We start from the raw sequence: 15,889 nt of genomic DNA, 5'->3' as shown, positions 1-15,889 counted from the left end.
TTAGCGTCCCTAATTACCTTGCACCTGCGTCCCCGCCCGATGTCAGTCCTACCCTACCCCCAATAAACCCCACCGGAATGGCCGAAAATTCCCTACACGCCGTGATCGATCTCGGCACCAACACCTTCCACCTTCTGATCGCCGAGGTACGGGCGGAGGAGCAGTTCGCGGAAATTTACCGGGAGCGCATTTTCGTTAAACTGGCCAGCGATGGCATCGAAACCATCGGCCCGGAACCCTTTGCACGCGGGATCGCCACTCTGAAGCACTTTGCCCGGGTGATCCGGGAGCACGGCGTAACGTCGGTCACGGCCATCGGCACCGCGGCCCTGCGTACCGCTACGAACGGGGAAGCCTTTGTCCGCACCGCCAGCTTGGAATGCGGCATTGAGATCGGCCTGATTTCGGGAGATACCGAGGCAGAGCTCATCACCCGCGGGGTACTTGCCGCGCTTCCGCCCCTGGAAGACCGGGTGCTCATCATGGACATCGGCGGAGGCTCTACGGAGTACATCATCGCCTCGTCGGAGGGGGTGCACTGGCGGCAATCCTTTCCCATCGGCGTGGCGGTGCTGCAGCGGTCGTTTCACCACACCGATCCGATCAGTGCGGATGAAGTCAGCCGGTTAGAAAACTTCCTGGAGGTGCAACTTCAACCCCTACGCGAGGCGCTTGGTGCCTACCCGGCCCACCACCTGGTCGGAGCGGCCGGCACCTTCGACGTAATGGCCGAAGTGCTCCGGGACGGGGCCGCCCTCCGCGCCCGCAACAGCCACGTGCTCACCATGGACGGGTTGGAGCACCTTCACCTTACGATCGTGGGGTCCACCGTAGCGGAGCGGCTGGCGATTCCGGGGGTGCCCCCCGAGCGCGTCGACCTGATCGTCGTGGCCATGCTCCTCATTCGCTTCACGATCGGGCTGGCGGGCATCCGGAAACTCACGGTGAGCGATTACGCCATGAAGGAGGGAATACTGCTCAATGCGTCTGATCAAAATCTTGGATCACCCGCAGCATCAGGGTGATGTCGGTGTAGAACTTGCGGATGAGCTGGAACGACACGTTGGACCGAAAGAAGTGGGGTTCGAGCAAGTCGTAGCCGTGCTCCAGGCCGATAAAAAGATCCTGGTCGTGGACCGCAAAGTAGAGGTCGCGCCCCTCCCGCCGGTGAAATTCCAGCAAAGCATCCTGCATGGGGGGCGTCAGGATGCCGGCGACCTTCGTGCCGGGGTGGGCGTAGACGGCGAAAGTCTCCCGGAAGCCGGGATTCAGGATTTCGATATCCGCCGAGCGACCCCGCGATCCGATGTAGGCATCCACGGAACGCTTGAGGCGGCGGAGTTTGTGGCGGGGCCATACGGCTAATCGTCCGCTCGTTTCCTCGTTGAAGATGGCGTGAACGAATAGTCCGCTGAAGACCACTTCGAGGCGGTTGCTTGCCGGGCTGATCTCCTGCACGTAAGTCTCCCCCATTTCGAAGGCCATCTCCCCCACCAGTCCCCGGATGTAGTCCTCGGCGCGGTAGCTGTCTGGGTGGGGCCGGAACAGACCGCTGCGCTCGAAGCGGTCGCGCAGGATGGGCCGGGTGGCATTGTACTCCAGCGATCGAAAGTTGGGGGCGTCGTTGATGAAATTGAGCAGCAACTGGATGATGGCCGGCTTGAAGGATTGACGAAAGCGCTCGATGCGCAGGTACAGGCTTCCTACGTAAAAGGCGACCGGCACCACCAGGATCAGGATCAGGAAACCCAGGTCGTAAATGAGAAAGAGCGTACCGATCACGAAGATGCCCAGGAGCGAAATGGCGATGCCGCGCAGGATACGCTTGCGCAGGCCTTCCAGGCGGAGCAGTTCCGGGCGAATGGTGGTATTGTAAAAGAGCCTTAGCTCGTCGAGTCGCGGCGGTATCATGGCGGCGCAAGATAACCCGCCCCCGCCACCCCGTACTTTGTACAACCTTCTGCCCCCCGTAAGGTGTCTTCTTAAAAACCCCTATCTTTGCGCGCTTATGCAAAACAGCATTAAACTTACCGCTCTCCTGCTGGTCCTCACTTTCTTCGGCTGCCGCTCGGAGTTCGAGACGATCCGTATGAGCACGGATCCCGAATACATCCTGCAGCGGGCCAACGCCTACTACGATGCCGGTGAGTACCAGCGGGCGCAGACCCTGTACGAGCTTACCATCGCTCCCTTCCGCGGACGGGCCGAGGCCGAGCAGATCGCCTACCGCTACGCCTACACCTACTACTATACCGAGCAGTTCGTGCTGGCCAGTTATTACTTCAAGAACTTCGCCACCACCTACGGCGGCAGCGACCTGCGGGAGGAAGCGGACTTTATGGCGGCCTACTCAAATTACCAGCTCAGCCCTACGTACCGGCTGGATCAGAGCTACAGCGTGAAGGCCATCGAGGGGTTTGAGGAGTTTGCCAACCGCTATCCCAACAGCGAACGCGTGACCGAGGCCAACCGGCTCATCGACGAAATGCGCGCGAAGATGGAACTGAAGGACTTCGAGTCCGCCAAACTGTACATGGACATTGAGCGTTATGAATCAGCACTCGTAAGTTTCGAGAACGTGCTCAAGGATTATCCGGAAACCCAGCGGGCCGAGGAGATCCGCTACCTCATGGCAAAAGTACAGTATGAATACGCCAGTCGGAGTTTCCGGCTGCGCCAACCGGAACGACTGGAAGCAACCATCAAGCTGGCCCAGAACTTCCTCGATCGTTACCCCGGTAGCGAGTACCTGTCGGAGGTCGACACCATTTTACGCAAATCAGAAGCACAACTTAAAGATCTAGAAGATGTCAGATATCAAAGCACGGGCACAGGGGCTTAGTCCCGATACCGCCGCCCGCGACATTCAGCGTGTCGTCGGACAAACCGGCAATATTTATGAGTCGCTCGCCATCGTGAGCCGCCGCGCCCGCCAGCTCGCCGTCGACCTGAAGCACGAGCTCGACCAGAAACTGGAAGAGTTTGCCGAAGTCACCGATACCATCGAGGAGGTAGTGGAGAACAAGGAGCAGATCGAGATCTCCAAGTTCTACGAGAAGCTCCCCAACCCGGTCCTGATCGCGATGCGTGAGTACCTGGACGATGAGCTCTACAGCCGCTACAACGAGCGCCGCGAGGAAGACGAGGACGACCTGTAGGCTTGCTCGCCGGTAAAAAGATCATTCTGGGGGTGAGCGGCAGTATCGCCGCCTACAAAGCCGCCCTCATCGTACGTGGCCTGGTCCGCGCCGGCGCCGAGGTGCGGGTGCTCATGACCCAGGCCGCTGCCGATTTTATTACCCCCCTCACCCTCAGTACCCTCTCCCGCAATCCGGTGATCTCGTCGGTGCATACCGACGAGGGATGGAACAACCACGTCGAGCTCGGCCTCTGGGCCGATGCTTACCTGATCGCCCCCGCTACGGCCACTACCCTGGCTAAGTTGGCCCACGGCATTTGTGATAGCGCCCTCGTGGCCGTCTATTTATCGGCCCGGTGCCCCGTGTTTTTCGCTCCGGCCATGGACGTAGACATGTGGCTGCACCCGGCCACCCGGGCCAATGTCGCCCTGCTGCAGTCGTACGGCAATCACCTCATCGACGTGGAAAGCGGGGAACTGGCCAGCGGCCTCAACGGTCAGGGAAGACTGGCCGAACCGGAACACATTTTGCAGCGGCTGGAAGATCACTTTGGAGATCAGCCCAATCAAACGGTAAGTCAGGACCTCAAGGGAAGAAGAATACTCATTACGGCCGGCCCGACCTTTGAAGACCTCGACCCCGTCCGTTTCCTCGGCAACCGCAGTACCGGCAAGATGGGCATCGCACTCGCCGAAGCCGCCGCCGCCCGCGGAGCCGGGGTAGAACTTATTCTTGGTCCGACCCACCTCTCTACGACTGCCGCAAATATTACGACCACGCCGGTCCGGTCGGCCCGCGAGATGCACGCCGCCGCACTCCAACGGTGGCCGGAATGTACGGACGCCATCCTGTGCGCCGCCGTAGCCGACTACCGGCCGGAAACCGTGGCAACGGATAAGATAAAAAAGAAGGACGGGGAGCTGACGCTGTCGCTCGTCCGCAATCCCGACATTGCCGCGGAGCTCGGGAACAACAAACTGGCCGATCAGCGGGTAGTCGGCTTCGCACTGGAAACCGAAAACGGCGTGGAAAACGCCCGCAAAAAGCTGCTGCGGAAGAACCTCGATTTCATCGTACTCAACTCCCCACGGACGGCGGGTGCCGCTTTTGGTCACGATACCAACCAAATCCAGCTCATCGACCGCAATAAGGTCACCGCCTTCGAGTTAAAAACGAAGCGGGAAGTAGCCGATGACATTCTCGATCGCCTCGCCGCCGATAAACCGACACCATGAAACTGACGCTGATCCTCTTCCTGTTGGCTCCCCTGCTCCTCGTCGGACAGAGTGAAATCAACTGGACCGTTAACCTCAACACCCAGCAGATCACCCAGACGGACCGCCGCGTGTTCGAAACCCTGGAGAAGGACCTGGCCATTTTTCTGAACGGGCGCACCTGGACCAACGACCGCTTCGAGCCGGAAGAACGCATCGACGCTACCATCTTTCTCACCATCACCGAGCAAACCGAAAAGAACTCCCAGGACGGCGAGCAGGTAATCCCGAACCGCTACTCCGGAACCCTGGCCATCCAAACTTCCCGGCCGATCTACGGAACCGGTGAGGTGACCCCGATCCTAAATTACCAGGACAAGAACATCTCCTTCGGTTACGAGCAATTCGCGGCCATTCAGCTTTCGGAGCAGAGCTATACCTCGGAGCTGTCGTCACTCATGGGCTTCTACGCCTACCTGGTACTGGGACTCGACTACGATACCTTTTCCCCCATGGGCGGCCAACCCTACTATGAGCAGGCACAGGAGATTTACAACCGCCTCCCGTCCGCCGTCGCCAACAGCCCGGGCTGGAGCTCCGGAAACAAGAGCAACAACCGCTCCTTCCTGCTCGAGAATCTGCTGAGCCCCCGGATGGTGCCCGTCCGCCGCGCGCTGTATACCTACCACCGGCTGGGACTTGACCAAATGCTTACCGATCCGGTAGCCGGACGGAACAACATTACGCTGGCCATCGAAGACGTGCAGGCCGCCAACCAATCCTACCCGAGCTCGGCCCTGGTTCAGTCCTTCGTGGACGCCAAGCGCGATGAGATCGTGGAAATTTACAAGGGGGCTACGGGTCCCGAGCAGAATGCCGTCATTCAGATGATGTCGCGCATCGACCCATCCAAGTCCGGCGACTACCGCCTGATTCGATCATCCGGTCCCGCTACCTCCCGGGGAACGACGATCAACCGCGGGCCAAACGGAAGGCAATGATTTCATCGTTGTCGAACTCCCCGTCAAATTCCTTTTCTTCTTTTTTCGTAATGGAATCTTCTCCCGGCACCCGCTCCTCCGCCACGGCGGCAAGCACGCTGGGGTGGATGTAATACTTACGGCAAACCGTAGTGGTATTCCCCAGAAACTCCGCGACCCGTTCGACCACGCGCAAATCCGGGCGCTCGGGAGGCGTGCCTCCATTTTCCTCCAGTAGCTCCCAGTAAGCATCTACGGCGGCCGCCGTGCCGGCCCAGGTCCGAAAGTACTTGCTGCTGAAGTCCGGACCTACCAACTGCCGCACCATTTCGTTGACTTCGCTGCTGTCTAGGTTGTACATCTTGCCGTCGTCGCCCCGGTAACGAAAAACCTCGTAGCCCGGTAGTTCGCTCATGTTGGAAAGGAGGCCGACGAGGATGGGATCGTTCAGGTTCACCTCCCGTTCCTGCCCGCTCTTGCCCACGTAGTCAAAGTGCAGGCCGTCGTCGTCTACCTCGACGTGTTTGCGGCGCAGGGTAGTCAGCCCGATCGTGCCGTTGCGCTTGCGGTAGGCGGAATTTCCGACCCGCATGCCGGTTTCGTCCATCATGGCTACGGCGATGGCGGCGACCCGCTCCTTCGTCCAGCCCCGACTTTTGTCCTGAATGATGCCGCGCAGCGTTCGCCGGGCACCGGGCAGGGCGGCGGCAAATTCCATCAGGGTATTGAATTTATTGAGTTGCTGGAAGGCCAACCAGTCGGGGTGGTAGCGGTACTGCTTGCGGCCGGCCTCGTCGCGCCCCGTACTGAGTAGGTGGCCGTTTTCCAGGGGGCAGATCCAGACTTCGGTCCAGGCCGGTGGAATGGCGAGGGAGGCCAGGCGGTCCTCGACGAGTTTATCCTTGATCCGGGTACCGTCTTCGCGGAAGTACCGGAAGCTGTCCTTGTAGGGTTTGCGGGTCCACCCGGGCTGTTCGTCGGAGACGTGAACAAGGTCGGGTACGTCCAGGCTTTTCGTACGGGCTTCCTCCATGGGGTTGATGATCTGACCCTGCTTAAAGGAAAAATCGGCCCGCTGGTTTGCTATTTTCTCGTTCTAATGCCGGCGATGCGGGCACGGATATCGTCGAGTAGGCCGGCCGGGGGAGCCTGGTTGCGCATATTGCGCTTCAGGAAGACCTTAAAGGAGGCCAAGTCGGTTTCGGCGTAGGTACTCGGCGGATCGTGCTCGCCGGTCGTCGATTGGTGTTCCACCACTTCCGGCAGCCTATGGCCGGGACGGGAGGGGGTTCCGTTGGGGGAAGGATTACACTCGTTGTACATGACGTTTCGAATTTAAAAGTGCCACCCCGACGTAGTCGGGATGGCACCATTGGGTTAACCTAAGTTTCTGGTATTCACGATACCGAAGGTCGATTCGGCATAGCTCTGCAGTTGCTTGATGAGGGCAATGCGGGAGCGGCGGGTGACCGACTTAACGGTATTCAGGGGCATTTCCATGGCCTCGGCGATTTCCTTTTCGGCAAAATCGTAGAGGTCGGCCATGAGTACGATGGCCCGCTGGCGATCGGAGAGGAAGGTCATCGCCTTCATGATCTGGTCGCTGAAATCCCGGTCGAGGGCCCCGGCAATGCGCAGGTCGGCAAAACCGGCCATGGGGCTGTCCACATCGCGGTACTGGTAGGCGGCGCGCTCGTCCAGCTCCTGCTCCCCCCGCCGCTTGCGCTTGCGGTAGTCGTTGATGAACAGGTTGCGGGCCAGACAGAACAGCCAGGCACGTCCGTTGGTGCCGGCCTCGTAGTGATCGATCTTGAGGTAGGCGCGCACGAAGGTCTCCTGCGTCAGGTCGGCCGCGTCACTCTCCTGGGCGGTCATGCGCAGTAGAAAGTTATAGACCACCGGGTAATGGACCAGGAGCTCAGACTCATAAAGGTGCTCGCGGGCATTGCGTGACATGTCGGGGAAAATCGTTGCGAAGTGTAGCCGTTTAATGCAACCGGCAGAGCGAAAAGTTGCGTGCGGCACGAAAAATTTTAAATAAAAGCTCCGGCATCTGCAATTTATCGGGCGATCGGAAATAAAGTCGGCAACTGCCCCGTTAGGTTCATTGAGCTACCCCAATAAACCGACTGTATTATCTATACCCGTACTAACATTTGCGGATTTGTGCCCGCACTGCTAGACTCTTAGCTTTCGCCTAACTACCCTTTCTCAACTTTCATGACTGCTTTACATAATCTACGCCCGCCGGCAGTAGGACTAGCTCCCTATACCGGCACGTTCGGGCGGCCGCAAGCCGCCCACCTCCTTCGCCGCACCCTTATGGGAGCTACCATCACCGACATAGATGGTGCGGTAAACCAGGGACTCGCCGCTACGATCGACCAACTGCTCGCTCCTGCGGCCCTGCCCCCGCCCCCCGTCAACCACTTCTTCACGGACGACCCCAACGTGCCGGTCGGAGAAACCTGGATCAACGCCCCCTGGCTCAACGACACCGATGTCGGGGAGTACCGCTGGCCCAGCATCCGTGGTTGGTACATGAACGGACTGATCGACTCCCAGAGTAACATCATCGAGAAGATGGCGCTGTTTTGGATCAACCACTTCGGCATCGCCGCGGTCAACGAGCAGCGAGCCGAGTACGATTTCATCCAGTTGTGCCGTCAGTACGCGACCGGCAACTTCCGGGACCTGATCAAGGAGATCACTGTGCTACCGTCCATGCTGGCCTTTCTTAACGGCCGCTTTAACCACAAGGATGCGCCCGACGAAAACTACGCCCGCGAGCTCCTCGAACTCTTTACGGTACAGAAGGGCCGCCCGGGCGACGTCAACTACACCGAAGACGACATCCGCGCCATCGCCCGCGTACTTACCGGCTGGCGCGAGCTCGGATTCTACAGCACGCAGCACAACACCACCAGCAGCTACTTCCAGGCCAGCTGGCACGATACGGGGTCCAAACAACTCAGTGCCCACTTTAATAACGCCGTAATCACCGACGGCGGGGCCGACGAGTATAAGACCCTGATCGACATCATCTTCCAGCACCCCGAAACACCCAGGGCGCTCTGTCGGGATCTCTACACCTACTTTGTGGGCCACCAGATCGACGACGACATCGAGGCGAACGTCATCGACCCCCTGGCCGAGCTCTTCGTCAACAGCGACTTCGAGCTGGCGCCCGTGCTGGAGAACCTGCTGCAGTCAGACCATTTTTTTGCCGACGAGTACCGAGGTACCATCATCAAGAACCCCTACGAGTTTCTGCTCTCCATGACCCGGCCGTTCGGCGGTTACGGCTATCTGAACCTCAACCTACTGGTGACCTACCACCTCGGTACTTCCTACCACTGGTGGGCCGAGACAATGGATATGGACTTCTTAATGCTGCCCTCCGTTTCGGGGTGGAAGGCCTATTACCAGAGCCCGGGTTACTACCGCAATTGGATATCGTCGCCTACCCTGCAGCGGCGGCGGACGGCGGTGCAGGCCATCACCAACAACGGCATCTACACCGAGGGGCAGGGCCGGCCGCTCGACTTCCTGGCCTTCATCGACGGGCTGACCCAACCCTCGGACGTCAACGTGCTGCTGGAAGACGTGAGCGTGATTTTTCTCGCCCAACCGCCGCACGCCGACCAGCTAAGTGCACTCAAGGATATCCTGCTGCCAGGCCTGCCCGACTTCGAGTGGACCATCCAGTACGAAGAATACCGCGATAACCCCAACGATTCGACCTACGTCGATCCCATCCTCCGTAAACTTAAGGCAATGTTCCGCGCGCTGTTCAGCATGGCGGAATTTCACCTCCAGTAATTTTATAATGAATCGTAGAAATTTTCTCCGCCGCTCCGGCGGACTGACCCTCCCATTGCTGAGCGGTATGAGCGGCGTGCGTGCTGCAAGCAGCAGCCAGCTCGAATCCCTGTTTTCTAACGTAGAGACCGACCGCGTGCTGGTGCTCGTCCAGCTCAGCGGCGGCAACGATGGCCTCAACACCCTGGTGCCTCTCGACCAACTGAGCAATCTCAACCGGGTACGCCCTAATGTGGTGTTGCCTGAAACCAGTCTCATCGACATCAAACCGGGCGCCGCCCAGGCCTTTCACCCCCAACTCGGTGGGTTTCGCGACCTCTTCTCCGAGGGTAAACTCGGCATTGTCCAGAGCGTTGGCTACCCGAACCAGAACCGCAGTCACTTTCGCTCGACCGACATATGGAGCACCGCCTCGCCCGCCGACGTCGAACTGACCCAGGGGTGGGTTGGGCGCTACTTAGAAAACGATAACCCCGACTACCCCGAGGGTTATCCCAACACCGATGCACCCCACCCCCTAGCCATCACCATGGGCAACGCGGCAAGCGAGACCTGCCAGGGTACGGTCACCAACGTGTGCCAGACCATCAACGACCCCTTCAATATTACTTACCTGGCCCCGGGGGGTGATACAGCACTGCCGGCCACCCCCTACGGCGACGAGGTGGACTTCCTGCGCATCGCCATCAGCCAGACGAATGCCTACGGTACGGTCATTAAGGAAGCCGCCGACAGTGGAAAGCAGTCTGCTACCTACCCCAATACGACCTTTGCCCAACAACTCAAGAACGTAGCTACCATGATCGGCGGCGGCCTGCAGACCAAGCTCTACGTGGTGCAGCTCGGCGGCTTCGACACCCACGCCCAGCAAGTGACTGGCGACAACACCACCGGAGCCCACGCCGACCTGCTCGACGATCTTTCGGAGGGCATAACCGCTTTTCAACGCGACATCGAGGCCCGGGGCCTAAACGATCGGGTGCTGGGCATGACCTACAGCGAATTTGGCCGCCAGGTTGCCTCCAACGGAAGCAGGGGTACGGATCACGGAGACGCCGCCCCCTTGTTCGTCTTCGGCGGCTGCGGTGAAGGCAAGGTGCTCGGGGAGAACCCCACCATCGAGCCGGAAGTGGAGCGGGGGCTGGCCGTACCCTTCCAGTACGACTTCCGCGACATCTACGGCTCAATACTGGTTGACTGGTTCGATGTGCCCGAGGTGAGCGTGCGGCAGATCGTGTACCAAGACTTCAACTACGTCCCGGTAGCGGCCAGCTGCCGCTCGGCCATCACCCTGCCGGTAGACTACATGAGCTTTACGGCCCGGGGGGGCGACGACCACATCGCCCTGGAATGGCAGACCTCCGAAGAACGCAACAACAAGGGCTTTGAGGTGGAGCGTAGCACGGATGGACGCACGTTCACCTACCTGAGCTGGCAACCGTCCGCGCAGGGCAGCGGCGGGGCGGGTGCGAGTTACGACTACCGCGACCGGGAGGTCGAGAGTGGCGTGCTCTATTACTACCGGCTGCGGCAAGTAGATCACGATGGTAGCTTCGCTGTCAGTAGCGTGGTGTCTGCCCGCCTGCGCGGCCACGGGGCCGGTAAGCTCACCGTCGGCCTGCCTCACCCCAACCCAGTATACGACCGCACGGCCGTCAAGGTGTATACGCCGGTAGATACCATCGTGCGGTACTCGGTACACGATGCGGTCGGCCGGCGCGTAATTACCGACAGTCAGGCCCTGAGTGGGGGGCGCGATACCCTGCTGGAAATTCGGGCCGGCCGCCTGCCGGGCGGCGTCTACACGATTCAATTCGATTTCGACCAGCACCGGGTGGCGCGCCGTATTGTGGTGAAGTGAGCAGCGGGGCCGGGCGGGTAGCCGAGCGGACCCAGATATTGCCTACCTTTGCACCCGCTTCACTAAAACGTTCTCGTCATGACCAGCTACTTTGCCAGCAAGAATGGCCACCTGGGATTAGTGGAGCAGCCCGGCCCCGACACCTGGATCCACCTGGTGCCGCCGTTCTCCTCCGAAGAATTGCCGGAAATTGCGGCCAGGTACGACCTCCCGATCGACTTTCTGACCGACCCGCTCGACATCGACGAACGATCCCGCTACGAACGCGAGGACGATGCGCGTCTCATCGTCATCAATACTCCCGTGCTCAGCCGGGTGGAAACCGAGAACGACAGCATCTACATCACGGTCCCGATCGGCATCATCCTTACCCCCGAGGCACTCATTACGATTACCTCGACGCCCGACCATCCCGTACTGCAACTCTTCATTGACAACAAGCTGCGGAACATCGATCCGGCGCGGCGCAACCAGTTTGTGCTGCGCATTTTCGAGCATACGGTCTACCGCTTTCTCACCTGCCTTAAGCGGCTGAACGTCAAGCGTAACCTCATCGAGCAGGAACTCTACGACAGCAGCCGCAACCGGGAACTGAAGCAGTTGCTCAGCATCGAGAAGTCGCTGGTGTACTTCATCAATGCCCTGAACGGCAACGAACTGCTGAAGATGAAGATGAAGCGGGCGGACTTTCTCGGCATCCGCCACGATGAGGACATGTGGGACCTTTTTGAGGACATCATCATCGACAACGGTCAGGCGCTGGAAATGGCGAACATCTACACCAACATCCTGAACGGGACCATGGACGCCTACGGTTCCATCATTTCCAACAACCTGAACATCACGATCCAGCGGCTGACCCTGATCACGATCGTGCTCACGGTGCCGATGGTGATTGCCAGCTTCTACGGGATGAACGTGCCCATGCCGCTACAGGAAGGCAACTACACCTACCTGCTTATCCTGCTGCTATCCATTTTCCTGAGCTTCGCCGTGATCTTCTATTTCAGGAAAAAGCGGTTGTTCTGAGCGGCGGTACGACCCTGCGTAACAAGCCGTAGGCGTACGACTTATTTATCTACCTTTACGGCCTTACGAGCTAAAGTCCCCTTCATGCCTTTTACTACGATTACCGGTATCGGCCATTACGTACCGAAGAACGTCGTCACCAACCAGGACCTCACCGAAGTGATGGAAACCAGCGACGAATGGATCCGCGAACGCACCGGCATCGAGGAACGTCGGTACATCGAGCGCGGCAAGGAAACCACTACCTCCCTGGCCGTGGAAGCCAGCCTGCGCGCCATTGCGGATGCGGGAATCGACAAGGAGGACATCGACTTCATCGTCTTCGCTACCCTCAGCCCCGATTACTACTTCCCGGGCGCCGGCGTACTGTTGCAACGGGAATTAGGCATCGCGAAGACCGAGATCGCCGCCCTGGACATTCGCGCCCAGTGCTCCGGATTTCTCTACGGCCTAAGTACGGCCGATCAGTTCATTAAGTCGGGAATGTACAAGCGGATCCTGCTCGTCGGTGCGGAAGTGCACAGCGTAGGACTCGACTTCACGACCCGCGGCCGCAACGTAAGTGTGATCTTCGGCGATGGTGCCGGCGCGGTCATTCTGGAAGCTACCGAAGACAAGGAGGTATCCGTCCTGTCTACCACCATGCACAGCGACGGCACCTACGCCGAGAAACTGAGCTACATGTATCCCGGCGCCCACGGCGGATACTTTATCGAGAAATACGGCATCGAAGGATTCGATGTCGACTACAATCTGGAAGAAAACAAGTACGGTGGCGTTTTCTGGAACCAGGACATGCTAGACAAGGGTCGCGTGTATCCCCACATGGAGGGTCAGGCAGTGTTTAAGATGGCCGTTCGCAAATTCCCGGAGGTGATCCTGGAAGCGCTCAAGAAGGCTGGTTTGGGCATCGACGACCTCGACCTGCTCGTTCCCCACCAGGCAAACCTGCGCATCAACCAGTTCGTCGCCCACACCATGGGGCTGCGTGACGATCAGGTGTACAATAACATCATGCGCTACGGCAATACTACGGCTGCTTCCATTCCCATCGCCCTATCCGAAGCACGCGACGAAGGAAGGTTAAAGAAGGGGGACGTAGTGACCCTGGCCGCCTTCGGTGCCGGCTTTACCTGGGCCGCCGCGGTACTGAAGTGGGGGAAGTAGACTTTCGCTAAAGCACCTCGGCTACGGTAAAGATGCTGCCCCCGACGAAAATAATGTCGTGGGCCTCCGCCTGTTTTCGCGCAGCGGCAAACCCTTTCTTTACGGAACCGAATTCGTTCCCGACTAGGCCGTATTCCGCGGCGGCATCGTGCAGTTCCTCCGCCGGTAGTCCGCGTGGGATGTCGGCCTTCACGAAGTAGTAGCTCGCGTTCGTGGGAAAAAGGGGCAGCACCCGGTGCAGATCCTTGTCGTTCACCACCCCGATCACGATGTGCTGGTGCCCCTTACGGTAGGCGTTCAGCTCGTTCAGTAAATCTATGACCGGCCCGAGGCCCTCGGCATTGTGGGCACTGTCGGCGATGGTGAGCGGAGATTCTCCGAGCACCTGCCAGCGACCGATGTAATACGTGAGCTCGCTCAGCTTGAGCCAGGCCGTTTTGAGCGCGGCGGGGTCGAGATCAATCAGGCCGTCGGCGTTCAGGCGCAGAAGCGCGGCTAGGGCGGTGCGGTGGTTTTCGGCTACGTAGGGTCCCGCCGCGGCTACCGGGAAGGGAAAATCCAGCGGTGGGATGGCATCCGTGGCGTACAGGTGCTGGTGGGTAAAGTTGTCGTCGCGGGTGTAGTTTGCCCGCAGGGAGTAGTGCTGATCGGCAAACAGGATGGGGCTGCCCTCTTCGCTGGCCTTCCGGCGAAAGACCCCCTCCGTCTCCGCCTGGGTAAGGCCGATCACGACGGGCCGACCGGCTTTAATGATGCCGGCTTTTTCTCCGGCGATCTCCGGTAGGGTTTCACCCAGGAACTGGGTGTGGTCGTACCCGATATTGGTGATAACGGAAAGCACCGGGTCAACCGCGTTGGTACTGTCGAGGCGGCCACCCAGGCCCGTTTCCAGGATTACCCATTGCACCTGCGCTCCCGCAAAATAATCCAGGGCCATCGCCACGGTGATCTCGAAGAAGCTGGGTTCGATCTGCTCGATCATGGGCTCGATTCGCGCGACGAAGTCGACAACGGCTTCCTGGGAAATGAACGCTCCGTCGATCTTGATGCGCTCCCGAAAGTCCTTGTAGTGCGGGCTCGTATACAGGCCCACCCGGTAGCCGTGCGCCTGAAGGGCGGCAGCAAGCAAGTGACTGACGGTCCCCTTCCCGTTGGTGCCCGCAACGTGGACAAACCGCAAATTTTGCTCCGGGTTGCCCAGTGCTTCGAGCAGCAGCCGGATGTTGGTGAGGTCCTTCTTCATGGCGGCTCCCCCCGTGCGCTGGTACATGGGCAGGCGGGTAAAGAGGTAGTCGAGGGTCTGGGGGTAGGTCATACGAGTACGGAAATAAATCACTGTCCGGCACCGGAGGAGGCGGGAATGCTACCTTTGCGCCATGAGCCGGAAAGATCAAATACTGCAACTGCTGGAAACTGCGCCCAAGGATGCGTTTCTGCGTTTTGCACTCGCAAAGGAATGGGAAAAAGAGGGGAATGATGCCACCGCCCTGAATATTTACCGGAGCCTGGTGAACGACCAGCCGGAGTACGTCGGAACCTACTACCACCTGGGAAAAACGCTGGAGCGTATGGAGCGTCCGCGGGAAGCGTGGAAAATATATTCACGGGGCATGGAGATCACCCGCGAGCTCGGAGAAAACCACGCCATGCGCGAGTTGGCCGGGGCTCGTTTCGAACTGGGAGATGAGGAGGACTTCGCGGAATAATGGGCCACCTCAGAGGCGATACTTTGGCGATACGGCCAGTCGGGAACGCGTTTCGCTGCGGGAAACAAGGAACCCATCGGCGCGGTCGTCCGACAGCGGTTGATAGTCCGGGATGCGGCTGACGGGCGGGACCGTAAGTACATCTAGCTCCTCCACGGACTGCGCGCGCTGGGCCAGGGGGTCGGGACCGGACTGTGAAGGCAGGTTTGCCACTACGGCATAGCCGGCGAGGATCAGCACAATGGCGGCGATCATCCAGGGTCGAATGCCGAAATAGGCGGACCCGCGGTCGCGGCGATCGAGGTGCGACTCGATCCGGTCCCAATTGCGCGGTGCGGGCCGGCGACGCATACCGCGGGCGGTGTGGCGAAATTTGCGTTCGAAAGAATCTTGACTAGACATGGCTGATAATTAGCGGGCGTAGCCCAGTTTTTCAAGTTGTTCGCGCAGCCTCCTTTTAGCCAGGATGAGCTGTGATTTGCTGGTATTGATACTGATCTTCAGTAAGTCGGCAATCTCCCGGTGTTTGTACCCCTCGATGACGTAGAGATTGAATACGGTGCGGTAACCAACCGGCATGGCATCGAGCAAATCCAATATATCGCGCTCGGCCAGTTTTTCCGCCGCCGCGGCCGGAATGGAAAAACTTCCAGGATCGACCTCCGTCAGTTCCGCGGCCTGCTTCAGGGCATGTTTTTTGCGCAAGAGCATCAGCGACTCATTGACTACGATTCGCCGGATCCACCCCTCGAAGCTGCCGTTTTCGGAGAAGCTGTCGATCTTGTCGAATACGCGGTAGAAGGCGGAAACCAACACGTCGTCCGCATCGGCGTCCCGGCGGCAGTACCGGCGGGCGATGGCACCCATGAGCGGAGCGTATCGCTCGTAGACCGCGCGCTGGGCCCGTCGGTCGTTGGCTCTGCAGCCGGCGATAAGTTCCTGCTCGGTCAAGGGGTTCGGTTCGTTTGAT

The 15,889-nt window shown here is 59.4% G+C and carries 17 protein-coding genes; 10 read left to right on the top strand and 7 right to left on the bottom strand.

The features are described from left to right. Positions 1-77: 77 nt before the first annotated feature. Positions 78-1,025 carry a Ppx/GppA phosphatase family protein gene (locus GGR28_RS00280; protein ID WP_183493717.1) on the top strand — a complete coding sequence of 316 codons (948 nt, stop codon included), beginning with the start codon at positions 78-80 and terminating at the stop codon, positions 1,023-1,025. Here GGR28_RS00280 and GGR28_RS00275 read toward each other — a convergent pair. Continuing rightward, positions 979-1,911, bottom strand: a complete 933-nt coding sequence (locus tag GGR28_RS00275) for a DUF3137 domain-containing protein (protein WP_183493716.1) — start codon at positions 1,909-1,911, stop codon at positions 979-981. The genes GGR28_RS00280 and GGR28_RS00275 overlap by 47 nt on opposite strands. Positions 1,912-2,008: 97 nt before the next feature. On the opposite strand from GGR28_RS00275, the gene GGR28_RS00270 reads away from it, so the two are divergent. From GGR28_RS00270 to porD, 4 genes are read left to right on the top strand one after another with little or no spacing between them, the layout of a single operon-like run. Next, a complete protein-coding gene (locus tag GGR28_RS00270; RefSeq protein ID WP_183493715.1) occupies positions 2,009-2,842 on the top strand; it encodes an outer membrane protein assembly factor BamD in 834 nt (277 codons plus the stop codon). Next, complete coding sequence (locus GGR28_RS00265; protein ID WP_183493714.1) at positions 2,808-3,158, top strand: DNA-directed RNA polymerase subunit omega; 351 nt, start codon at positions 2,808-2,810, stop codon at positions 3,156-3,158. The genes GGR28_RS00270 and GGR28_RS00265 overlap by 35 nt, the downstream gene beginning before the upstream one ends. A gap of 2 nt (positions 3,159-3,160) precedes the next feature. Beyond that, a complete protein-coding gene (gene coaBC, locus GGR28_RS00260; RefSeq protein WP_183493713.1) occupies positions 3,161-4,375 on the top strand; it encodes a bifunctional phosphopantothenoylcysteine decarboxylase/phosphopantothenate--cysteine ligase CoaBC in 1,215 nt (404 codons plus the stop codon). Continuing rightward, positions 4,372-5,355 (top strand): type IX secretion system protein PorD, encoded by a 984-nt coding sequence (gene porD, locus GGR28_RS00255; RefSeq protein ID WP_183493712.1) that lies wholly within the window; start codon positions 4,372-4,374, stop codon positions 5,353-5,355. The genes coaBC and porD overlap by 4 nt, the downstream gene beginning before the upstream one ends. Here the strand turns inward: porD and GGR28_RS00250 are convergent. The 3 genes from GGR28_RS00250 to GGR28_RS00240 are packed head-to-tail and all read right to left on the bottom strand — an operon-like array spanning position 5,327 to position 7,290. Continuing rightward, positions 5,327-6,367 (bottom strand): DNA topoisomerase IB, encoded by a 1,041-nt coding sequence (locus GGR28_RS00250; protein ID WP_183493711.1) that lies wholly within the window; start codon positions 6,365-6,367, stop codon positions 5,327-5,329. The two genes, porD and GGR28_RS00250, sit on opposite strands and share 29 nt — an antisense overlap. 50 nt (positions 6,368-6,417) lie before the next feature. Further along, a complete protein-coding gene (locus tag GGR28_RS00245) occupies positions 6,418-6,657 on the bottom strand; it encodes a hypothetical protein (protein WP_183493710.1) in 240 nt (79 codons plus the stop codon). Between the two features lie 54 nt (positions 6,658-6,711). Then, entirely contained in the window at positions 6,712-7,290 is a 579-nt protein-coding gene (locus tag GGR28_RS00240) for a sigma-70 family RNA polymerase sigma factor (protein ID WP_183493709.1), read from the bottom strand. A gap of 264 nt (positions 7,291-7,554) precedes the next feature. Here GGR28_RS00240 and GGR28_RS00235 point away from each other — a divergent pair, with 264 nt between their 5' ends. The 4 genes from GGR28_RS00235 to GGR28_RS00220 all read left to right on the top strand — a co-directional run bounded on the left by GGR28_RS00235 (position 7,555) and on the right by GGR28_RS00220 (position 13,213). Further along, complete coding sequence (locus tag GGR28_RS00235; RefSeq protein WP_183493708.1) at positions 7,555-9,156, top strand: DUF1800 domain-containing protein; 1,602 nt, start codon at positions 7,555-7,557, stop codon at positions 9,154-9,156. 7 nt (positions 9,157-9,163) lie between these two features. Continuing rightward, positions 9,164-11,017 (top strand): DUF1501 domain-containing protein, encoded by a 1,854-nt coding sequence (locus GGR28_RS00230; RefSeq protein ID WP_183493707.1) that lies wholly within the window; start codon positions 9,164-9,166, stop codon positions 11,015-11,017. A gap of 78 nt (positions 11,018-11,095) precedes the next feature. Continuing rightward, entirely contained in the window at positions 11,096-12,046 is a 951-nt protein-coding gene (locus GGR28_RS00225) for a magnesium transporter CorA family protein (RefSeq protein WP_183493706.1), read from the top strand. An 84-nt stretch (positions 12,047-12,130) separates the two neighbouring features. Continuing rightward, a complete protein-coding gene (locus GGR28_RS00220; protein WP_183493705.1) occupies positions 12,131-13,213 on the top strand; it encodes a beta-ketoacyl-ACP synthase III in 1,083 nt (360 codons plus the stop codon). A gap of 7 nt (positions 13,214-13,220) precedes the next feature. On the opposite strand, the gene GGR28_RS00215 is transcribed toward GGR28_RS00220, so the two are convergent. Further along, positions 13,221-14,528, bottom strand: coding sequence for a bifunctional folylpolyglutamate synthase/dihydrofolate synthase (locus GGR28_RS00215; protein ID WP_183493704.1), 1,308 nt, complete (start codon positions 14,526-14,528; stop codon positions 13,221-13,223). Between the two features lie 61 nt (positions 14,529-14,589). On the opposite strand from GGR28_RS00215, the gene GGR28_RS00210 reads away from it, so the two are divergent. Then, a complete protein-coding gene (locus tag GGR28_RS00210; RefSeq protein WP_183493703.1) occupies positions 14,590-14,919 on the top strand; it encodes a tetratricopeptide repeat protein in 330 nt (109 codons plus the stop codon). A gap of 9 nt (positions 14,920-14,928) precedes the next feature. Here the strand turns inward: GGR28_RS00210 and GGR28_RS00205 are convergent, their stop codons facing one another. Together GGR28_RS00205 and GGR28_RS00200 are read right to left on the bottom strand one after the other, a co-directional pair. Next, on the bottom strand, positions 14,929-15,321 hold the full coding sequence (locus tag GGR28_RS00205; protein ID WP_183493702.1) for a hypothetical protein: 393 nt from the start codon (positions 15,319-15,321) through the stop codon (positions 14,929-14,931). Between the two features lie 9 nt (positions 15,322-15,330). Beyond that, on the bottom strand, positions 15,331-15,870 hold the full coding sequence (locus GGR28_RS00200; RefSeq protein WP_183493701.1) for an RNA polymerase sigma factor: 540 nt from the start codon (positions 15,868-15,870) through the stop codon (positions 15,331-15,333). Positions 15,871-15,889 lie beyond the last annotated feature (19 nt).

Source organism: Neolewinella aquimaris (assembly GCF_014197245.1).
GTDB classification, from domain to species: Bacteria; Bacteroidota; Bacteroidia; order Chitinophagales; family Saprospiraceae; genus Neolewinella; species Neolewinella aquimaris.
Note: the sequence above shows the minus strand (reverse complement) of the source record. Positions and strands in the feature narration are given on the sequence as shown.